The 21,488-nt window shown below is 49.9% G+C and carries 21 protein-coding genes; 17 read left to right on the top strand and 4 right to left on the bottom strand.

Going from position 1 to position 21,488, the window contains the following annotated elements:
• Positions 1 to 33: 33 nt before the first annotated feature.
• Positions 34 to 1,146, bottom strand: a complete 1,113-nt coding sequence (gene ydiK, locus BEB54_RS02760) for an AI-2E family transporter YdiK (RefSeq protein ID WP_000248647.1) — start codon at positions 1,144 to 1,146, stop codon at positions 34 to 36.
• A 385-nt stretch (positions 1,147 to 1,531) separates the two neighbouring features.
• Here ydiK and ydiJ point away from each other — a divergent pair, with 385 nt between their 5' ends.
• The 10 genes from ydiJ (at position 1,532) to ldtE (ending at position 12,497) form a co-directional block, all read left to right on the top strand.
• Positions 1,532 to 4,588: a D-2-hydroxyglutarate dehydrogenase YdiJ gene (ydiJ, locus tag BEB54_RS02750; protein WP_105276974.1), complete on the top strand. Its 3,057-nt coding sequence runs from the start codon at positions 1,532 to 1,534 to the stop codon at positions 4,586 to 4,588.
• On the top strand, positions 4,585 to 4,995 hold the full coding sequence (gene menI / locus BEB54_RS02745) for a 1,4-dihydroxy-2-naphthoyl-CoA hydrolase (RefSeq protein ID WP_000637986.1): 411 nt from the start codon (positions 4,585 to 4,587) through the stop codon (positions 4,993 to 4,995). Before ydiJ ends, menI begins: the two co-directional genes overlap by 4 nt.
• A 99-nt stretch (positions 4,996 to 5,094) precedes the next feature.
• A complete protein-coding gene (locus tag BEB54_RS02740) occupies positions 5,095 to 5,283 on the top strand; it encodes a YdiH family protein (protein ID WP_001296104.1) in 189 nt (62 codons plus the stop codon).
• Between the two features lie 548 nt (positions 5,284 to 5,831).
• Entirely contained in the window at positions 5,832 to 6,200 is a 369-nt protein-coding gene (gene sufA, locus BEB54_RS02735) for a Fe-S cluster assembly scaffold SufA (protein WP_000367171.1), read from the top strand.
• A gap of 8 nt (positions 6,201 to 6,208) precedes the next feature.
• Positions 6,209 to 7,696, top strand: a complete 1,488-nt coding sequence (gene sufB / locus BEB54_RS02730) for a Fe-S cluster assembly protein SufB (protein WP_001308677.1) — start codon at positions 6,209 to 6,211, stop codon at positions 7,694 to 7,696.
• 9 nt (positions 7,697 to 7,705) lie between these two features.
• Positions 7,706 to 8,452, top strand: coding sequence for a Fe-S cluster assembly ATPase SufC (sufC, locus tag BEB54_RS02725; RefSeq protein ID WP_046081440.1), 747 nt, complete (start codon positions 7,706 to 7,708; stop codon positions 8,450 to 8,452).
• Positions 8,427 to 9,698 (top strand): Fe-S cluster assembly protein SufD, encoded by a 1,272-nt coding sequence (gene sufD / locus BEB54_RS02720; RefSeq protein WP_105276975.1) that lies wholly within the window; start codon positions 8,427 to 8,429, stop codon positions 9,696 to 9,698. The genes sufC and sufD overlap by 26 nt, the downstream gene beginning before the upstream one ends.
• Complete coding sequence (sufS, locus tag BEB54_RS02715) at positions 9,695 to 10,915, top strand: cysteine desulfurase SufS (protein WP_000144553.1); 1,221 nt, start codon at positions 9,695 to 9,697, stop codon at positions 10,913 to 10,915. The genes sufD and sufS overlap by 4 nt, the downstream gene beginning before the upstream one ends.
• 12 nt (positions 10,916 to 10,927) lie before the next feature.
• Complete coding sequence (gene sufE / locus BEB54_RS02710) at positions 10,928 to 11,344, top strand: cysteine desulfuration protein SufE (RefSeq protein ID WP_000279727.1); 417 nt, start codon at positions 10,928 to 10,930, stop codon at positions 11,342 to 11,344.
• Between the two features lie 148 nt (positions 11,345 to 11,492).
• A complete protein-coding gene (gene ldtE, locus BEB54_RS02705; RefSeq protein WP_105276976.1) occupies positions 11,493 to 12,497 on the top strand; it encodes a L,D-transpeptidase LdtE in 1,005 nt (334 codons plus the stop codon).
• Between the two features lie 63 nt (positions 12,498 to 12,560).
• Here the strand turns inward: ldtE and lpp are convergent, their stop codons facing one another.
• The 3 genes from lpp to ynhH all read right to left on the bottom strand — a co-directional run bounded on the left by lpp (position 12,561) and on the right by ynhH (position 14,722).
• The gene (gene lpp / locus BEB54_RS02700; RefSeq protein WP_000648420.1) at positions 12,561 to 12,797 is read right to left on the bottom strand and encodes a murein lipoprotein Lpp; all 237 of its coding nucleotides are present in this window, start codon (positions 12,795 to 12,797) and stop codon (positions 12,561 to 12,563) included.
• Between the two features lie 310 nt (positions 12,798 to 13,107).
• Positions 13,108 to 14,520, bottom strand: a complete 1,413-nt coding sequence (pykF, locus tag BEB54_RS02695) for a pyruvate kinase PykF (RefSeq protein ID WP_000751442.1) — start codon at positions 14,518 to 14,520, stop codon at positions 13,108 to 13,110.
• 7 nt (positions 14,521 to 14,527) lie between these two features.
• Complete coding sequence (gene ynhH, locus BEB54_RS29670; RefSeq protein ID WP_240806354.1) at positions 14,528 to 14,722, bottom strand: protein YnhH; 195 nt, start codon at positions 14,720 to 14,722, stop codon at positions 14,528 to 14,530.
• 354 nt (positions 14,723 to 15,076) lie between these two features.
• Here ynhH and fumD point away from each other — a divergent pair, with 354 nt between their 5' ends.
• The 7 genes from fumD to ydhT all read left to right on the top strand — a co-directional run bounded on the left by fumD (position 15,077) and on the right by ydhT (position 21,484).
• On the top strand, positions 15,077 to 15,286 hold the full coding sequence (gene fumD, locus BEB54_RS02690) for a fumarate hydratase FumD (protein ID WP_000528342.1): 210 nt from the start codon (positions 15,077 to 15,079) through the stop codon (positions 15,284 to 15,286).
• 455 nt (positions 15,287 to 15,741) lie between these two features.
• Positions 15,742 to 16,368 carry a ferredoxin-like protein gene (locus tag BEB54_RS02685; RefSeq protein WP_001070227.1) on the top strand — a complete coding sequence of 209 codons (627 nt, stop codon included), beginning with the start codon at positions 15,742 to 15,744 and terminating at the stop codon, positions 16,366 to 16,368.
• A gap of 20 nt (positions 16,369 to 16,388) precedes the next feature.
• A complete protein-coding gene (locus BEB54_RS02680) occupies positions 16,389 to 18,491 on the top strand; it encodes an aldehyde ferredoxin oxidoreductase (RefSeq protein WP_105282126.1) in 2,103 nt (700 codons plus the stop codon).
• 12 nt (positions 18,492 to 18,503) lie between these two features.
• Complete coding sequence (locus tag BEB54_RS02675; protein ID WP_161398362.1) at positions 18,504 to 19,154, top strand: YdhW family putative oxidoreductase system protein; 651 nt, start codon at positions 18,504 to 18,506, stop codon at positions 19,152 to 19,154.
• Positions 19,155 to 19,217: 63 nt separating this feature from the next.
• Positions 19,218 to 19,886, top strand: a complete 669-nt coding sequence (locus BEB54_RS02670; protein ID WP_050486602.1) for a 4Fe-4S dicluster domain-containing protein — start codon at positions 19,218 to 19,220, stop codon at positions 19,884 to 19,886.
• Positions 19,883 to 20,668 carry a thiosulfate reductase cytochrome B subunit gene (gene phsC, locus BEB54_RS02665; RefSeq protein WP_001069972.1) on the top strand — a complete coding sequence of 262 codons (786 nt, stop codon included), beginning with the start codon at positions 19,883 to 19,885 and terminating at the stop codon, positions 20,666 to 20,668. The genes BEB54_RS02670 and phsC overlap by 4 nt, the downstream gene beginning before the upstream one ends.
• A gap of 3 nt (positions 20,669 to 20,671) precedes the next feature.
• Complete coding sequence (ydhT, locus tag BEB54_RS02660) at positions 20,672 to 21,484, top strand: protein YdhT (RefSeq protein ID WP_032184329.1); 813 nt, start codon at positions 20,672 to 20,674, stop codon at positions 21,482 to 21,484.
• The last annotated feature ends 4 nt before the right edge of the window (positions 21,485 to 21,488 follow it).

Here is a 21,488-nt window from a genome sequence, read left to right as displayed (position 1 = left end):
AACAATCAGGCGGCAGAACCGCCTGATGAGAAATTACTTATTCGGTTTCTCGATTTCGCCAAGTTCTTCGAGAACTTCTTCCGGTTGGTCAGTCGGCGGTGGGACTTCTTCCACCCACGCGGCAAAAAGACGCCAGGAAACGGCTAACAGGACCGGACCAATAAACAGGCCGATCATCCCGAAAGCAATCAAACCACCAATAACGCCAGAGAGGATCAGGATCAGCGGTAAATCGGCACCCATGCGAATTAACATTGGGCGGATGACGTTATCCAGCGTGCCAACCACACCACTCCATACCAGTAATACCGTGCCCCAGGTGGTATCGCCGGTCCAGTAAAGCCAGATGATCGCCGGAATCAGTACCGGCAATGGGCCAAGCTGGACAAGGCAGGAGAGGATCATTAACACCGTGAGCAACGTTGCATAAGGTACGCCGGATACGGCGAGGCCGATACCGCCAAGCACAGCCTGTACTAACGCCGTCACCACCACACCCAGCGCCACCGCGCGGATAGCCTGTGCAGCCAGCAGTACGGCGGCATCTCCGCGAACGCCTGCCAGACGGGTTGCAAAATGGCGAATGCCTTGTGCCACCTGTTCACCGCGCCAGTACAGCAGGGCACTGAAGAGAAGCATCAGCGCACAATGCACCATAAAGCGCCCGATATGCGCCGCCTGCCCAACGAACCAGGTGGTGGTGGTGCCAATATAAGGACGGACTTTGGCCATGATCGCCGTGCCTCCCATATCCAGCAAGTTGTGCCAGCCTGCATACAGCTTCGTGCCAATCACCGGTATGGTATTAAGCCATGCCAGATCGGGTAACGTCATGTCACCGCTGGAAATGGCTTTAATCAGTGGACCGCTGCCATCGACAATACTGTTAACCAGCAAAGCAATAGGGATGATAAACACCATCACTAATAACAGCGTCATCACCAGAACGGCGAGAGAGCGGCGGCCAAACATGATCTTTTGCAAACGTAACAATACCGGCCAGGTGGCGATAACCACCGTACCGGCCCATGCGAAGCCGAGAATAAAGGGTTGAACAATCCACAGACATGCCACAATCATGATGGCTAAAAACAGCACCGAAAGCAGAATTTGTGCGACATCCCTGGGCTGACGAACATTTACCATAACTACTTTTCACCTTTTTTGTGCGTCAAATCGTCGACGCGACGTGAACACGCGAAACTCACCTGCATAATGATGAGCAATTTCAGCGGTTTTTAACAGGCCGATTCTGCCCTTAATTCTGATGGGCGTGTTAGAAAAAAATGTGGTACAACAACTCAGGCAACACGCAAACGATTTACTCGTCGTATTTCAAATTGCATGTGCTGCGGCTACGTTCGTTCACCTCAGTCACTTACTTTGTAAGCTCCTGGAGTTCACTCGCTTGCCGCCTTCCTGCAACTCGAAATCCATAGAGTAAACAAACATCACCTTTCAGTGCGCTATTAGCAGCCTGAAAGAACAGTGTATCGATCTACATCACAGACCGCAGGAAAGGGTCAATATAATGATTCCACAGATTTCCCAGGCACCCGGCGTCGTTCAATTGGTGCTTAATTTTTTGCAAGAGCTGGAGCAACAGGGTTTTACTGGCGATACGGCGACAAGTTATGCCGATCGTCTGACAATGTCGACCGACAACAGTATTTACCAACTTCTCCCCGATGCAGTGGTATTTCCGCGTTCGACCGCAGATGTGGCGCTGATCGCCCGTCTTGCCGCGCAGGAACGCTATTCATCGCTGATCTTTACCCCCCGCGGCGGCGGCACCGGCACTAACGGTCAGGCGCTCAACCAGGGGATTATTGTTGATATGTCCCGCCATATGAACCGCATCATCGAAATTAACCCTGAAGAGGGCTGGGTGCGCGTTGAGGCCGGGGTGATAAAAGATCAACTCAATCAGTACCTGAAACAGTTCGGCTACTTTTTTGCGCCGGAACTTTCGACCAGCAACCGGGCAACGCTCGGTGGGATGATCAATACCGATGCATCCGGTCAGGGATCGCTGGTCTATGGCAAAACGTCAGATCACGTACTTGGCGTACGCGCGGTGTTGTTGGGGGGCGATATTCTCGATACGCAACCTTTACCCATCGAACTGGCAGAAACGCTGGGTAAAACCAATACCGCAATCGGGCGAATTTATAACACGGTTTATCAACGTTGCCGTCAGCAACGCCAGTTAATTATCGACAAATTCCCCAAACTTAACCGTTTTCTGACGGGTTACGATCTGCGTCATGTCTTTAACGATGAGATGACTGAGTTCGACCTTACGCGCATTCTGACGGGTTCAGAAGGGACGCTGGCCTTTATTACCGAAGCGCGGCTGGATATTACGCGCTTGCCTAAAGTGCGCCGTCTGGTGAACGTCAAATATGATTCTTTTGACTCCGCCCTGCGTAACGCACCGTTTATGGTCGAAGCGCGCGCGCTTTCGGTAGAGACGGTAGACTCAAAAGTGCTGAATCTGGCGCGGGAAGATATCGTCTGGCATTCCGTCAGTGAGCTGATTACCGATGTACCTGACAAACAGATGCTCGGGCTAAACATTGTTGAATTTGCCGGAGACGATGAAGCACTTATCGATCAGCAGGTGAATGCGCTCTGTGCGCGGCTGGATGAACTTATCGCCAGCCAGCAAGCAGGTGTGATCGGCTGGCAGGTATGCAGTGAGCTGGCAGGTGTTGAGCGTATTTATGCCATGCGCAAAAAAGCCGTCGGCCTGCTTGGCAATGCCAAAGGTGCCGCTAAGCCAATTCCGTTTGCTGAGGATACCTGCGTACCGCCGGAACATCTGGCGGATTATATTGCTGAATTTCGCGCGCTGCTCGACAGCCACGGCTTAAGCTACGGTATGTTCGGTCATGTCGACGCAGGTGTCTTACACGTCCGTCCGGCACTGGATATGTGCGATCCACAACAAGAGATTTTGATGAAGCAAATCTCTGATGATGTAGTGGCGTTGACTGCGAAATACGGTGGTTTGTTGTGGGGCGAACATGGTAAAGGTTTTCGTGCCGAATACAGCCCGGCGTTTTTTGGAGAGGAACTTTACGGCGAATTACGTAAAGTCAAAGCGGCATTTGATCCACAAAACCGGCTCAACCCAGGGAAAATTTGCCCACCGGAAGGTATCGACGCGCCTATGATGAAAGTGGACGCGGTGAAGCGCGGTACATTCGACCGGCAGATCCCCATTGCGGTACGCCAGCAGTGGCGCGGTGCGATGGAGTGTAACGGCAACGGTTTATGCTTCAACTTTGATGCCCGTAGTCCGATGTGTCCGTCGATGAAGATCACCCAGAACCGGATTCATTCACCGAAAGGGCGCGCAACGCTGGTGCGTGAATGGCTGCGCTTGTTGGCGGATCGCGGCATTGACCCACTCAAACTGGAACAAGAACTGCCTGAATCCGGCGTCAGTTTGCGGACGTTAATTGCCCGCACGCGCAATAGCTGGCATGCGAATAAAGGCGAATATGATTTCTCGCACGAAGTCAAAGAGGCGATGTCGGGTTGCCTGGCCTGTAAAGCGTGTTCGACTCAGTGTCCCATCAAAATTGACGTGCCTGAGTTTCGTTCTCGCTTTCTGCAACTCTATCACACCCGTTATTTGCGCCCCCTGCGCGACCACCTCGTCGCCACGGTCGAGAGCTACGCACCGCTGATGGCTCGTGCACCGAAGACTTTTAACTTCTTCATTAACCAGCCGCTGGTGCGCAAACTCTCGGAAAAACATATCGGCATGGTTGATTTGCCGCTGCTGTCGGTTCCCTCGCTGCAACAACAAATGGTGGGGCATCGCTCGGCAAACATGACGCTGGAACAGCTTGAAGTTCTCAATGCAGAGCAGAAAGCGCGCACGGTGTTGGTGGTGCAGGACCCCTTTACCAGCTATTACGATGCGCAAGTGGTGGCGGATTTTGTCCGTCTGGTCGAAAAATTAGGTTTCCAGCCCGTGTTACTGCCATTTTCGCCGAATGGCAAAGCCCAGCATATCAAAGGCTTTCTTAATCGTTTTGCGAAGACGGCGAAAAAAACGGCGGATTTTCTCAACCGAATGGCGAAATTGGGAATGCCAATGGTGGGCGTCGATCCAGCGCTGGTACTTTGTTATCGCGATGAATATAAACTGGCTCTGGGCGAGGAGCGTGGCGAGTTTAAGGTCTTACTGGCGAATGAATGGTTGGCAAGCATACTTGAGTCACAGCCAGTGGCTACAGTCAGCGGTGAATCATGGTATTTCTTTGGTCACTGTACCGAAGTTACCGCCTTGCCGGGCGCTCCAGCACAATGGGCGGCAATATTTGCCCGTTTTGGCGCGAAACTGGAAAATGTCAGCGTGGGTTGCTGCGGCATGGCAGGGACTTACGGACATGAAGCGAAAAATCATAAAAACTCGCTCGGGATCTATGAGTTATCCTGGCATCAGGCGATGCAGCGACTGCCGCGTAACCGCTGTCTGGCGACCGGATATTCCTGTCGCAGCCAGGTAAAACGGGTTGAAGGCACGGGGGTACGCCATCCTGTGCAGGCTTTACTGGAGATTATTAAATGATATGGAAACGAAAAATCACCCTGGAAGCACTGAATGCAATGGGTGAAGGAAACATGGTGGGGTTGCTGGATATTCGCTTTGAACATATTGGTGATGACACCCTTGAAGCGACAATGCCAGTAGACTCGCGGACAAAGCAGCCTTTCGGGTTGCTGCATGGAGGGGCATCCGTGGTATTGGCCGAAAGTATCGGTTCCGTTGCCGGTTATTTATGTACCGAAGGTGAGCAAAAAGTGGTTGGTCTGGAAATCAATGCTAACCACGTCCGCTCGGCACGAGAAGGGCGGGTGCGCGGCGTATGCAAACCGTTGCATCTCGGTTCGCGTCACCAGGTCTGGCAGATTGAAATCTTCGATGAGAAAGGGCGTTTGTGCTGTTCGTCACGATTGACAACCGCTATTTTGTGACGTTGTCACCAGAAAAGTGTGACGCATATTGCTTTTGGTCATTATCTGCACAGTAAACGGTGGTATACTGTGCAGGTCTTGTCTAAAAGCGAGGATGCTATGTCTACTCAACTTGATCCCACCCAGCTGGCCATTGAATTTTTACGCCGTGACCAGAGCAATCTTTCACCTGCCCAATATCTCAAACGTCTGAAACAACTAGAACTTGAATTTGCTGACCTGCTTACTCTCTCTTCTGCTGAATTAAAAGAAGAAATCTACTTTGCCTGGCGTTTGGGCGTGCATTGATCCTGACGTAATGCCGCGAGTTCGCCAAATCGGCCTGGATTAATCTTCGTCCAGGTTCGAGGGCCTTCTTAATACTGCTTATCTACCCGCCTGATAACGTTCAAAAATAATACAAATCGCAGTTTGTGCTAAAACAGCGGCTTAGCTTTATGAGACTATTCTTATCGCCCCTTCAAGAGCTAAGCCACTGTGAGTGCCGGAGATAAGCGCCGGATGGGGTAGAAACCCTTAAGCCTGTGATGCACAGACTTAAGGGTTTTCTTATTTCTGAACGCTGCAATTTTTTACCTATCTCTTAAATAGTCATTTTCAATACAACTTTTTCTTTTTCATCACAGCCTTAATGCTCCTTAGATAATAATCATTATCTAACAATGAGATACCTAATTCTTAGCGTGCCTGTTAACCCACACATCAGGGTCTATGCTTATTAAAAGCAGGCAAAAAGCATGTTTTACGGTAAAGCCCCTGCGTTTGCTGGGTTGAACTGATAATCATTATCACTAACATGCTGTTATACGCTGAAAGCGATGAAGTGAGGTAAATCGATGGACATGCATTCAGGAACCTTTAATCCACAGGATTTCGCCTGGCAGGGCTTAACGCTGACACCTGCTGCCGCGGTCCACATCCGTGAGCTGGTGGCAAAGCAGCCGGGTATGGTCGGCGTGCGCTTAGGCGTGAAGCAAACGGGCTGCGCGGGCTTTGGCTATGTGCTCGACAGTGTTAGCGAGCCAGACAAAGACGATCTGCTGTTTGAACACGACGGCGCGAAGCTGTTTGTCCCGCTGCAAGCGATGCCGTTTATTGATGGCACGGAAGTCGATTTCGTTCGTGAAGGACTTAATCAGATATTCAAATTTCACAACCCTAAAGCCCAGAATGAATGTGGCTGTGGCGAAAGCTTTGGGGTATAGGCGGTACTATGTCTCGTAATACTGAAGCAACTGACGATGTCAAAACCTGGACCGGCGGCCCGCTGAATTATAAAGAAGGATTCTTCACCCAGTTAGCCACTGATGAGCTGGCAAAGGGGATAAACGAAGAGGTGGTGCGCGCAATATCGGCGAAGCGTAATGAGCCGGAGTGGATGCTGGAGTTTCGTCTCAATGCCTATCGCGCATGGCTGGAGATGGAAGAGCCGCACTGGCTGAAAGCGCACTACGACAAGCTGAATTATCAGGATTACAGCTACTACTCAGCACCATCGTGCGGTAATTGTGACGACAACTGCGCGTCTGAACCCGGCGCGGTGCAGCAAACTGGCGCGAACGCCTTTTTAAGTAAAGAGGTGGAGGCGGCGTTTGAGCAGTTGGGCGTTCCCGTGCGGGAAGGCAAAGAGGTGGCGGTGGATGCCATTTTCGACTCTGTTTCGGTTGCCACCACTTATCGCGAAAAACTGGCGGAGCAGGGAATTATTTTTTGCTCCTTTGGCGAGGCGATCCACGATCACCCGGAACTGGTGCGTAAATATCTCGGCACCGTGGTGCCGGGGAATGACAACTTCTTTGCCGCGCTTAATGCGGCGGTAGCCTCTGACGGTACGTTTATTTATGTGCCTAAAGGCGTGCGCTGCCCGATGGAACTTTCCACCTATTTTCGCATTAACGCGGAAAAAACCGGGCAGTTTGAGCGCACCATTCTGGTGGCCGACGAAGACAGCTACGTCAGCTACATTGAAGGCTGTTCCGCTCCGGTGCGTGACAGCTATCAGTTACACGCGGCGGTGGTGGAAGTCATCATCCATAAAAACGCCGAGGTGAAATATTCCACGGTACAAAACTGGTTCCCTGGCGATAACAACACTGGCGGTATTCTCAACTTCGTCACCAAGCGTGCTTTGTGCGAAGGCGAAAACAGCAAAATGTCATGGACGCAATCAGAAACCGGGTCAGCGATTACGTGGAAATATCCCAGTTGCATTTTGCGCGGCGATAACTCCATCGGTGAGTTTTACTCAGTGGCACTGACCAGCGGTCATCAGCAGGCGGATACCGGCACCAAGATGATCCATATTGGTAAAAACACCAAATCGACCATCATCTCTAAAGGGATCTCAGCCGGACACAGCCAGAACAGTTATCGCGGCTTAGTGAAAATCATGCCGACGGCAACCAATGCACGTAACTTCACCCAGTGCGACTCAATGCTGATAGGCGCTAATTGTGGGGCGCATACTTTCCCGTATGTCGAATGTCGCAATAACAGCGCGCAACTGGAGCACGAGGCAACGACATCACGTATTGGTGAAGATCAACTGTTTTACTGCCTGCAACGCGGGATCAGCGAAGAAGACGCCATCTCGATGATTGTTAACGGTTTCTGCAAAGACGTGTTCTCAGAACTGCCGCTGGAATTTGCCGTTGAAGCACAAAAACTCCTCGCCATCAGTCTTGAACACAGCGTCGGATAAGGAATAAACATGTTAAGTATTAAAGATTTACACGTCAGCGTGGAAGATAAAGCTATCCTGCGTGGGTTAAGCCTCGACGTTCGTCCCGGCGAAGTTCACGCCATTATGGGGCCAAACGGTTCTGGCAAAAGTACCTTATCGGCAACGCTTGCTGGGCGAGAAGATTATGAGGTGACGGGCGGCACGGTTGAGTTTAAAGGCAAAGATTTGCTTGCGCTGTCGCCGGAAGAACGTGCAGGCGAAGGCATCTTTATGGCCTTCCAGTATCCGGTGGAAATACCCGGCGTCAGTAACCAGTTTTTCCTGCAAACGGCACTTAATGCGGTACGCAGCTATCGCGGCCAGGAAACGCTCGACCGCTTTGATTTTCAGGATTTGATGGAAGAGAAAATCGCTCTTCTGAAAATGCCGGAAGATTTATTAACGCGTTCGGTAAACGTTGGTTTTTCCGGCGGCGAGAAAAAGCGCAACGATATTTTGCAAATGGCGGTGCTGGAACCGGAGTTATGCATTCTTGATGAGTCGGACTCCGGGCTGGATATTGACGCATTAAAAGTGGTTGCCGATGGCGTGAACTCGCTGCGTGACGGCAAGCGTTCATTCATCATTGTTACGCACTACCAACGCATTCTCGACTACATCAAGCCTGATTACGTCCATGTGCTGTATCAGGGACGAATTGTGAAATCCGGCGATTTCACATTGGTCAAACAACTGGAGGAGCAGGGTTATGGCTGGCTTACCGAACAGCAGTAACGTGCTGCAACAGTGGCATCATTTGTTTGAAGCCGAGGGTGCAAAACGCTCCCCGCAAGCACAGCAGCATTTACAACAATTGCTGCGTACCGGACTGCCGACACGTAAACATGAAAACTGGAAATATACGCCGCTGGAAGGGCTGACCAATAGCCAGTTTGTCAGCATTGCGGGAGAGATATCCCCACAGCAGCGTGATGCCTTAGCGTTAACATTAGACGCTGTGCGGCTGGTTTATGTTGATGGACGCTACGTGCCAGAACTTAGCGATACAACTGAAGGCAGCGGGTATGAAGTGAGCATTAACGACGACCGTCAGGGATTGCCCGATGCTATTCAGGCGGAAGTATTTCTCCATCTGACGGAAAGCCTGGCGCAAAGCGTGACGCATATCGCCGTGAAGCGCGGTCAACGACCGGCAAAGCCATTGCTGTTAATGCATATTACCCAGGGCGTGGCAGGTGAAGAGGTGAACACTGCCCATTACCGACATCATCTGGATCTGGCGGAAGGTGCCGAAGCGACGGTGATCGAACATTTTGTCAGCCTTAATGATGCTCGTCATTTCACCGGAGCGCGCTTTACCATCAATGTCGCAGCGAACGCGCACTTGCAGCATATCAAGCTGGCGTTTGAAAACCCGGTCAGTCACCACTTTGCCCATAACGATTTATTGCTGGCTGACGATGCTACCGCATTTAGCCACAGTTTCCTGCTTGGTGGCGCAGTGTTACGACACAACACCAGTACGCAACTCAATGGCGAAAACAGCACGCTGCGGATCAATAGTCTGGTGATGCCGGTGAAAAACGAGGTGTGTGATACCCGTACCTGGCTGGAACACAATAAAGGTTTTTGTAACAGCCGACAGTTGCACAAAACTATCGTCAGCGACAAAGGCCGCGCGGTATTTAACGGTTTGATCAACGTCGCGCAGCACGCCATCAAAACGGATGGTCAGATGACCAACAATAATCTGCTGATGGGCAAACTGGCAGAAGTGGATACGAAACCGCAGCTGGAAATCTATGCAGATGATGTGAAATGCAGCCACGGCGCGACGGTGGGGCGTATTGATGATGAACAGATGTTCTATCTGCGCTCGCGCGGGATCAATCGGCAAGATGCCCAGCAGATGATCATTTACGCCTTTGCTGCCGAACTGACGGAAGCACTGCGTGATGAGGGGCTTAAACAGCAGGTGCTGGCCCGAATCGGTCAACGACTGCCAGGAGGTGCAAGATGACTTTTTCCGTCGACAAAGTGCGGGCCGACTTTCCGGTGCTTTCTCGTGAGGTAAACGGTTTGCCGCTGGCTTATCTCGACAGCGCTGCCAGTGCGCAGAAACCGAGCCAGGTGATTGATGCCGAGGCTGAGTTTTATCGTCATGGTTACGCGGCGGTGCATCGCGGTATTCATACCTTAAGCGCCCAGGCGACCGAGAAAATGGAGAACGTGCGCAAGCGTGCTTCGCTGTTTATCAATGCCCGTTCCGCGGAAGAATTGGTGTTTGTCCGCGGTACCACGGAAGGCATTAACCTGGTCGCCAATAGCTGGGGCAACAGCAACGTGCGAGCGGGCGATAACATCATCATCAGCCAGATGGAGCACCACGCTAACATTGTTCCCTGGCAAATGCTTTGCGCGCGAGTGGGTGCAGAGCTGCGTGTGATTCCTCTCAACCCCGACGGTACGTTGCAGCTGGAGATACTGCCTAATCTGTTCGATGAGAAAACTCGCCTGCTGGCAATTACCCATGTCTCCAACGTGCTTGGGACAGAAAATCCGCTGGCCGAGATGATCACCCTTGCACACCAACATGGCGCAAAAGTACTGGTGGATGGCGCTCAGGCGGTGATGCATCATCCGGTGGACGTTCAGGCGCTGGATTGCGATTTTTACGTGTTCTCCGGGCATAAACTGTATGGCCCCACTGGAATTGGCATTCTTTATGTCAAAGAAGCCTTGTTGCAGGAGATGCCGCCGTGGGAAGGGGGCGGTTCTATGATCGCCACCGTCAGCCTGAGTGAAGGGACTACCTGGACTAAAGCACCGTGGCGGTTTGAAGCCGGCACACCCAATACCGGAGGCATCATTGGTCTTGGCGCGGCACTCGAGTATGTTTCGGGGCTGGGGCTTAATAATATAGCCGAGTATGAACAGAATCTGATGCACTACGCGCTATCACAGCTGGAGTCTGTACCGGATCTCACTCTCTATGGTCCACAGAACAGGCTTGGCGTTATTGCCTTTAATCTCGGCAAACACCACGCCTATGACGTCGGCAGTTTTCTTGATAACTACGGTATTGCAGTACGTACCGGACATCACTGCGCAATGCCATTAATGGCCTATTACAACGTCCCTGCTATGTGTCGGGCGTCGCTGGCCATGTATAACACCCATGAAGAAGTTGATCGTCTGGTGACCGGATTGCAACGTATTCACCGTTTGCTGGGATAACAGGGAGGCACTATGGCTGTATTGCCGGATAAAGAAAAATTGCTGCGTAATTTTTTACGCTGCGCCAATTGGGAAGAGAAATATCTCTACATTATTGAGCTGGGCCAGCGTCTGCCAGAATTACACGACGAAGACAGAAGCCCGCAAAATAGCATCCAGGGCTGCCAGAGTCAGGTATGGATTGTGATGCGTCAAAATGCGCAGGGAATTATTGAATTACAGGGCGACAGCGATGCGGCCATTGTGAAAGGGCTTATTGCGGTTGTCTTTATTCTTTACGATCAAATGACACCGCAGGATATTGTCAATTTCGATGTGCGCCCGTGGTTTGAAAAAATGGCGCTCACCCAACATCTCACCCCATCACGCTCACAAGGTCTGGAAGCGATGATTCGCGCAATTCGCGCCAAAGCCGCTGCACTTAGCTAAACTAAAGGGACAGCTTTCATCCGGTTGACTCACATTGCCGGGTGGTCAATGTTTACACTGGCCTGCACAGGAGTGTTTTGGTTTCAGGTGAACATAAGCGCCATCCGACGTTTCAGCGTGAGTCTCCGGCAAATACAGGAGGTTTACAATGAAACGCGCGTCTTTGCTTACACTCACGCTTATCGGCGCTTTTAGCACCATTCAGGCTGCCTGGGCGGTTGATTATCCGCTACCACCAACCGGAAGCCGACTGGTTGGGCAAAATCAAACGTATACGGTGCAAGAAGGGGATAAAAACCTTCAGGCCATCGCCCGACGTTTTGATACTGCGGCAATGTTGATACTTGAAGCCAATAACACTATCGCTCCGGTGCCAAAACCCGGTACGACGATAACGATTCCTTCGCAACTGTTATTGCCTGATGCGCCGCGTCAGGGGATTATCGTTAACCTTGCAGAGCTGCGCCTTTATTATTATCCGCCGGGAGAAAATATCGTGCAGGTCTATCCGATAGGTATTGGATTGCAGGGGCTGGAAACGCCAGTGATGGAAACGCGTGTGGGGCAGAAAATCCCTAACCCAACCTGGACGCCTACGGCGGGCATTCGTCAGCGTTCGCTGGAGCGTGGCATTAAATTACCGCCCGTCGTTCCTGCCGGGCCAAATAACCCGCTAGGACGTTACGCACTGCGCCTCGCGCATGGTAATGGCGAATACCTCATTCATGGCACCAGTGCGCCGGACAGCGTCGGTTTGCGCGTCAGTTCAGGGTGTATTCGCATGAATGCACCGGATATTAAAGCCTTGTTCTCCAGCGTGCGGACGGGAACGCCGGTGAAAGTGATCAACGAACCGGTGAAATATTCCGTGGAACCGAACGGGATGCGTTATGTTGAAGTACATCGACCACTATCAGCAGAAGAACAGCAGAACGTTCAGACAATGCCATACACACTACCAGCAGGCTTTACGCAATTTAAAGACAATAAGGGTGTAGATCAGAAATTAGTCGATAAAGCGTTGTATCGTCGGGCAGGGTATCCGGTTGCGGTGAGCAGTGGAGCAACTCCCGCAGCCAGCAATGCGCCTTCAGTAGAGTCAGCGCAGAATGGTGAACCAGAACAAGGGAATATGTTACGCGCGACGCAGTAGCGGTAAATGGCAGGCAAAAAAAATGGCGCACAATGTGCGCCATTTTTCACTTCACAGGTACTATTACTTGCGGTATTTAGTAGCCATGTTGTCCAGACGCTGGTTAGCACGAGCTGCGTCATCTTTAGCAGCCTGAACGTCGGAACGCATTGCGTTCACGTCGTTGCTCAGCTGGTCAACTTTAGCGTTCAGAGTCTGAACGTCAGAAGACAGCTGATCGATTTTAGCGTTGCTGGAGCAACCTGCCAGCAGAGTAGAACCCAGGATTACCGCGCCCAGTACCAGTTTAGTAGCTTTCATTATTAATACCCTCTAGATTGAGTTAATCTCCATGTAGCGTTACAAGTATTACACAAAGTTTTTTATGTTGAGAATATTTTTTTGATGGGAAGGCACTTATTTTTGATCGTTCGCTCAAAGAAGCATCGAACGCTGGGTTTTAGATAAAAAAATTGAGAGAAAACAGGATGCTTCCATCGGATTCATCTTAGATAAAGTGGGATTATATAGTGAAATCCGATTTGATTTTTTATTGCTTCTGGTTATCGATTAAATAAAAAAAGCGCCCATCAGGGCGCTTCGATATACAAATTAATTCACAAAAGCAATATTACAGGACGTGAACAGATGCGGTGTTAGTAGTGCCGCTCGGTACCAGTGCACCAGAAACCATAACTACGACGTCACCTTTGTGTGCCAGACCGCTCTGCAGAGCCAGTTCTTTACCCAGACGGTAGAAATCATCAGTAGAAGTGATCTCTTTAACCAGCTGCGGCACAACGCCTTTGCTCAGTACCAATTGATGAGCCGTTTTTTCGTTGGTGGTGAGTGCCAGGATGGTGGCATCCGGGAAGTATTTACGTACTGCGCGAGCAGATTTACCGCCCTGGGTAGCAACCACGATCAGCGGGGCATCCAGTTTTTCAGCAGTTTCAACGGCACCACGGCATACCGCTTCGGTAATGCGCAGTTTACGGTTGTCATTGTTGAACTCGAGACGGCTGTTCATCACGCGGTCGGTACGTTCGCAGATGGTCGCCATGATAGAAACCGCTTCCAGCGGGTATTTACCTTTTGCGGATTCACCAGACAGCATCACTGCGTCAGTACCGTCGAGGATGGCGTTTGCAACGTCACCTGCTTCTGCGCGAGTCGGGCGTGGGTTTTTGATCATGGAATCCAGCATCTGGGTCGCAGTGATAACGACTTTACGTGCACGGATACATTTTTCGATCATCATCTTCTGGGCGAAGATAACTTCTTCTACCGGGATTTCTACACCCAGGTCGCCACGCGCAACCATGATGCCGTCAGAGGCTTCGAGGATTTCGTCGAAGTTGTTGAGGCCTTCCTGGTTTTCGATTTTGGAGATGATTTGGATGTTTTCGCCGCCGTGCGCTTTCAGGTGCTCACGGATTTCGATAACGTCAGAACGCTTACGAATAAAGGAAGCAGCAACAAAGTCTACGCCTTGTTCGCAACCAAAGATCAGGTCCTGTTTGTCTTTTTCAGCCAGTGCTGGCAGGGCAATGGAAACGCCTGGCAGGTTCACACCTTTGTTTTCGCCCAGGTCGCCGTTGTTCAGCACTTTACAGATAACTTTGTTACCTTCAATGGCGGTAACTTCCATACCGATCAGACCATCGTCAACCAGTACGGTGTTGCCAACAGACAGGTCAGTAGTGAAACCTTCATACGTTACCGCAACCATTTCGCTGTTGCCGATAACAGATTTATCAGTGGTGAAAGTAAAGGTCTGACCCGCTTTCAGAGAAACGTCGTTACCGCCTTCCAGTTTCATGGTGCGGATTTCCGGACCTTTGGTATCAAGCAGGATAGCGGCGGTTTTACCGGTTTTGCTCATCACGTTGCGCAGATTCTGAATGCGCTGACCGTGTTCTGCATAGTCACCATGAGAGAAGTTCAGACGCATAACGTTCATGCCAGCGTCCAGCATTTTAGCTAACATCTCTTCAGATTCGGTTTTCGGTCCGATGGTGCAAACAATTTTGGTCTTTTTCATGACAGTCTTAGTCTTTAAGTTGAGAAGGATGGGAGAAACTTGCTTTCTGGGCGCACTGCCGGAAAGCGAATCCGGTATTACGAAAGTGGTGGTGCCTCGCTCTAAGGATAGGTGACATCGAAAAAGCGTGCAGAGGAATGTGTGCTTGTGTCTCAGCCCAACGTGAGTGCCTGTTTTTGAGTCGTTGAGTTCTACAGTCCAAAGTGCTGAAACCATTCAAGAGTCAATTGGCGCGCATTATACGCTGAAATTAATCCAAAAGGAAAACAAAAACAGCGTTTCAAAAAATATACAACTTGTAAGACAATAAATTGTTATCAAAGATTTAACGTTACAGGGAAAGGGTTACGCAAAAACCTCGTTGTTTGCGCAACGTCTGGTGCCTGGGTTGTCAGTGTGAGGATAAGTGAGAGTTCATCCGGTGCATAAATACATCATCGCTCAATTGCTACAGTGAAAATAATTTATCGCGTTATTTGTCTGATTTTCTTTGGTTTTTGTTTAATTGATTAGATTGATATATGCTGATAGCTGGCATGATAAATAGGTATAAATAATGGGAAATCGGACAAAAGAGGATGAACTGTACCGAGAGATGTGCAGAGTTGTCGGTAAAGTTGTGCTGGAAATGCGCGATCTGGGGCAGGAACCAAAGCATATTGTTATCGCAGGCGTATTACGTACAGCATTAGCCAATAAACGCATTCAGCGCAGTGAGCTGGAAAAGCAGGCGATGGAAACCGTCATTAACGCACTGGTTAAATGACCATTCAGGATGAGGCGGTAAGCTTCATCCTGATATTTTGAGTTCAGTTGCAGTCCAGTTAATCATTCTAAATAACAACTGCTGAAATTATACAAATGTCGGTATGTATTTTAATTTATAGCGCTAATGTTATTTTTATTTTCTGTAGTGAACGTCACAAATAATTGTCGCTTAAGTTAAATTTATTTCAAATGATAATAAATATCAGTTCACTTATAATTTCTTGCTTTGTGATTTTAATTGATAACGATCAATGTTAAGAGCTCAGAATAATCACATTATTTTTCCTCCTAACCATAAAGGATTAGTTTATCAGCGTTAAATCTTTTCTCATACACTATCGGGTTAGGGAAAATATCTGGTGTTGGGGACAGAGTCAGCAGCGTATTAGTTGAATGCTTAATATCAGGCTGCTGAATTGTCAGCACTGTGTTTGCGAAGAGGATGCGAAATAAATGAACCCGGTTGATCGTCCACTATTAGATATTGGCTTAACGCGATTAGAATTCTTGCGTATATCAGGAAAAGGCCTTGCTGGTCTAACAATTGCCCCTGCGTTACTTTCACTTTTGGGTTGCAAACAGGAAGATATTGATAGCGGCACAGTAGGGTTGATAAATACACCCAAAGGGGTGCTGGTGACCCAACGTGCGCGATGCACGGGTTGCCACCGCTGTGAAATCTCTTGTACCAACTTCAACGATGGCTCAGTAGGGACATTCTTCTCCCGTATCAAAATCCATCGCAATTATTTCTTTGGCGATAACGGGGTTGGCTCTGGTGGCGGCCTGTATGGCGATCTCAACTATACCGCGGACACCTGCCGTCAATGCAAAGAACCGCAATGCATGAATGTCTGCCCGATTGGTGCGATTACCTGGCAACAGGAAGAAGGCTGTATTACCGTCGATCATAAACGTTGTATTGGTTGTAGCGCCTGTACGACGGCATGCCCGTGGATGATGGCCACCGTAAATACCGAAAGTAAAAAATCCTCGAAATGTGTGTTATGCGGTGAATGCGCAAACGCCTGCCCAACAGGGGCGTTAAAAATTATCGAGTGGAAAGATATTACTGTGTGAATCTTGCAAAGGAAAAAATCATGGCTAACGGTTGGACAGGTAATATATTAAGAGTCAATCTCACGACAGGAAATATTACCCTCGAAGATTCCAGTAAGTTTAAAAGTTTTGTCGGTGGTATGGGCTTCGGCTACAAAATTATGTATGACGAAGTACCGCCAGGCACGAAACCTTTCGATGAAGCTAATAAATTAGTCTTTGCTACCGGCCCATTAACTGGATCTGGTGCCCCCTGCAGTTCTCGCGTAAATATCACCTCACTTTCTACTTTTACCAAAGGAAATTTAGTCGTCGATGCCCATATGGGGGGCTTTTTTGCAGCGCAAATGAAATTCGCTGGATACGACGTCATTATTATCGAAGGGAAAGCGAAAGCACCGGTATGGCTGAATATTAAAGATGACAAAGTTAGCCTGGAAAAAGCCGATTTCTTATGGGGAAAAGGGACGCGCGCAACTACGGAAGAGATTTGTCGATTGACCAGCCCTGAAACCTGTGTGGCGGCTATTGGTCAGGCTGGGGAAAACCTTGTTCCTCTCTCTGGCATGTTGAATAGCCGTAACCACAGCGGTGGTGCGGGAACTGGCGCAATAATGGGTTCGAAAAACCTGAAAGCGATTGCGGTTGAAGGGACGAAAGGGGTCAACATTGCCGATCATCAGGAGATGAAGCGTCTCAACGATTACATGATGACTGAACTTATCGGTGCGAATAACAACCATGTCGTGCCAAGTACGCCGCAATCGTGGGCAGAGTATTCAGATCCCAAATCACGTTGGACAGCACGTAAAGGGCTGTTTTGGGGCGCGGCTGAAGGTGGTCCGATTGAAACGGGGGAAATTCCGCCAGGCAATCAGAACACGGTCGGCTTTCGTACCTATAAATCCGTTTTTGACTTAGGTCCGGCGGCAGAGAAATACACAGTAAAAATGAGCGGCTGCCACTCTTGCCCGATCCGTTGTATGACCCAAATGAATATTCCTCGGGTGAAAGAGTTTGGCGTGCCCAGCACAGGTGGTAACACTTGTGTTGCAAACTTTGTCCATACCACCATCTTCCCGAACGGTCCGAAAGATTTTGAAGATAAAGACGATGGTCGTGTGATTGGTAACCTGGTTGGTTTGAATCTGTTCGATGACTACGGCCTATGGTGTAACTACGGTCAGCTGCATCGCGACTTTACCTATTGTTACAGCAAAGGGGTGTTCAAGCGTGTTCTGCCTGCTGAAGAGTATGCGGAAATTCGCTGGGATCAACTGGAAGCGGGTGACGTTAACTTCATTAAAGATTTTTACTACCGTCTGGCGCATCGTGTGGGTGAGCTGAGTCACCTGGCTGATGGTTCATATGCTATCGCAGAACGCTGGAATTTGGGTGAAGAGTACTGGGGCTACGCGAAAAATAAACTCTGGTCGCCGTTTGGCTATCCAGTTCACCACGCCAATGAAGCGTCAGCGCAGGTCGGCTCCATTGTTAACTGTATGTTCAACCGTGACTGCATGACGCATACCCATATCAACTTCATTGGTTCCGGTTTGCCATTGAAACTGCAACGTGAAGTGGCGAAAGAGCTTTTTGGTTCTGAAGATGCTTACGATGAAACCAAAAACTACACGCCAATCAATGACGCAAAAATTAAATATGCTAAGTGGTCGCTGTTGCGGGTCTGTTTGCATAACGCCGTCACCCTGTGCAACTGGGTCTGGCCAATGACCGTTTCGCCGCTGAAAAGCCGTAATTATCGGGGCGATCTGGCGCTTGAAGCCAAATTCTTCAAAGCGATCACTGGCGAAGATATGACTCAGGAAAAATTAGATTTAGCTGCAGAGCGTATCTTTACGTTGCATCGCGCCTACACGGTAAAACTGATGCAAACCAAAGATATGCGTAATGAACACGATCTTATCTGTTCCTGGGTATTCGACAAGGATCCGCAGATCCCGGTCTTTACTGAAGGTACTGACAAAATGGATCGTGACGATATGCATGCTTCGCTCACGATGTTCTACAAAGAAATGGGCTGGGACCCACAGCTTGGTTGTCCGACCCGCGAAACATTGCAGCGTCTGGGGCTGGAAGATATTGCCGCCGATCTGGCAGCACACAATCTACTGCCTGCGTAAGGAATGGGTGAGATGAACCATCAGGATGTCTTGCCGTTAGCGGAAGTCAGCGAAATTGACGAGGCGAAGCGGCAATGGTTGCAGGGGATGCGCCACCCCGTTGATACGGTAAGTGAAGACATCACAGAACCAGAACCTGCTGAAATCCTGGCAGAGTTCATTCGCCAGCATTCTGCGGCTGGGCAGCTGGTGGCGCGCGCCGTGTTTCTCTCGCCACCCTATTCGGTTGCAGAAGAGGAACTGTCAGTTTTGCTGGAAAACATTAAGCAGAACGGAGACTACGCGGATATCGCGTGTATGACGGGAAGCCAGGATGATTACTATTACTCAACGCAGGCCATGAGTGAAAACTACGCGGCGATGTCTTTGCAAGTTGTGGAGCAGGACATTTGTCGCGCTATTGCACACGCCGTTCGTTTTGAGTGCCAGACGTATCCTCGTCCTTACAAAGTCGCCATGCTGATGCAAGCGCCATATTACTTCCAGGAAGCGCAGATTGAAGCCGCGATCGCCGCGATGGATGTTGCACCTGAATATGCCGATATACGGCAGGTGGAGCCATCGACGGCGGTGTTGTACTTGTTTAGCGAGCGATTTATGACCTATGGCAAAGCTTATGGCTTATGCGAATGGTTCGAGGTAGAGCAGTTTCAGAACCCCTGAAATTTCAGGGAGATGTCATGGATAGGGTGGACAGTTGCAGCCACTGCATTAGGGGATAATCAGATGTCCTTCACTCGACGCAAATTTGTTCTGGGGATGGGAACAGTAATCTTTTTTACTGGTTCTGCGTCTTCTCTGTTAGCGAACACGAGGCAAGAAAAGGAAGTTCGGTATGCCATGATTCATGACGAGTCACGGTGCAATGGCTGTAATATTTGCGCCCGCGCATGCCGTAAAACTAACCACGTCCCCGCTCAGGGAAGCCGTTTATCGATAGCACACATTCCAGTCACCGATAACGACAACGAAACGCAGTATCACTTTTTTCGCCAGTCATGCCAGCACTGTGAAGATGCTCCTTGCATCGACGTTTGCCCAACAGGAGCGTCATGGCGTGATATGCAGGGGATCGTGCGGGTAGAAAAATCGCAGTGCATCGGCTGCAGTTATTGCATTGGCGCTTGCCCGTATCAGGTTCGCTACCTTAACCCTGTCACTAAAGTGGCAGATAAATGTGATTTCTGCGCTGAGTCCCGACTAGCAAAAGGCTTTCCGCCCATTTGCGTTAGCGCCTGCCCGGAACATGCATTGATCTTTGGTCGCGAAGATAGCCCAGAAATTCAAGCGTGGTTGCAAGAAAATAAATATTATCAATATCAGCTACCTGGTGCCGGGAAACCGCATCTGTATCGCCGATTCGGTCAACATTTGATTAAAAAGGAAAATGTATGAACCCGTCGCAACATGCTGAACAGTTTCAGAGCCAGTTGGCGAACTATGTGCCACAGTTCACTCCCGAATTTTGGCCGGTGTGGTTGATCATTGCCGGACTATTGCTGGTAGGGATGTGGTTGGTGCTGGGGCTGCATGCCTTGCTTCGTGCTCGTGGCGTGAAGAAATCAGCCACCGATCATGGTGAGAAGATTTATCTTTACAGCAAAGCGGTCAGATTATGGCACTGGTCGAATGCGTTACTCTTTGTATTGTTGCTGGCAAGTGGGCTGATAAATCACTTTGCGCTGGTGGGAGCAACTGCGGTTAAAAGTCTGGTTGCGGTGCATGAAGTTTGCGGATTTTTGTTACTGGCATGCTGGCTCGGCTTTGTTCTGATCAATGCCGTTGGGGGTAATGGTCACCACTATCGCATTCGTCGTCAGGGTTGGCTGGAGCGAGCGGCAAAACAAACGCGATTCTATTTGTTTGGCATTATGCAGGGGGAAGAACATCCTTTCCCGGCAACAACCCAGTCTAAATTTAATCCCTTACAGCAGGTTGCCTATATTGGTGTCATGTATGGATTGCTGCCGTTGTTACTATTGACGGGGCTGCTGTGTCTCTATCCGCAAGCCGTGGGAGATGTGTTTCCTGGCGTAAGATACTGGTTATTGCAGGCGCATTTTGCTCTGGCATTTATAAGCCTCTTTTTTATCTTCGGTCATCTTTATCTTTGCACCACGGGGCGTACGCCACACGAAACCTTTAAAAGCATGGTCGATGGCTATCACCGGCACTAACGAATGATCATTACACGAGCAGACCTGCGAGAATGGCGTATCGGAGCGGTGATGTATCGCTGGTTCCTGCGCCATTTCCCACGCGGCGGTAGTTATGCCGATATTCATCATGCACTTATTGAGGAAGGATATACGGACTGGGCGGAGAGTCTGGTTGAGTATGCGTGGAAAAAATGGCTGGCGGATGAAAACTTCGCGCATCAGGAAGTTTCTTCTATGCAAAAACTGGCCATAGATCCCGGAGAGAGACCATTTTGCAGTCAGTTTGCCCGCAGCGACGATCATGCTCGCATCGGCTGTTGTGAGGATAATGCCAGAATCGCAACTGCTGGGTATGCCGCGCAAATTGCCAGTATGGGTTATAGCGTGCGGATTGGAAGTGTCGGCTTTAACAGTCACATTGGCAGCTCCGGTGAACGCGCACGGGTTGCTGTAACCGGTAATTCTTCGCGGATAAGCAGCGCTGGAGATAGTAGTCGGATTGCGAATACCGGAATGCGAGTACGCGTTTGCACATTGGGTGAACGGTGTCATGTCGCCAGTAATGGTGACCTGGTGCAAATCGCCAGCTTTGGCGCAAACGCCAGAATTGCCAACAGCGGCGACAATGTACACATCATTGCCAGCGGTGAAGATTCAACAATAGTGAGCACGGGCGTGGTCGACTCAATTATTCTCGGGCCAGGGGGAAGCGCCGCACTGGCATATCATGACGGCGAAAGAGTTCGCTTCGCCGTCGCCATTGAAGGTGAAAACAATATTCGAGCCGGAGTCCGCTATCGCCTTAATGAACAGCATCAGTTTGTTGAGTGCTGATAGC

Source organism: Escherichia sp. MOD1-EC6021 (assembly GCF_002965245.1).
Classification (GTDB): Bacteria; Pseudomonadota; Gammaproteobacteria; order Enterobacterales; family Enterobacteriaceae; genus Escherichia; species Escherichia coli_F.
The sequence above is the reverse complement of the archived record's forward strand: the minus strand, read 5'-3'. Positions and strand labels throughout refer to the sequence as shown.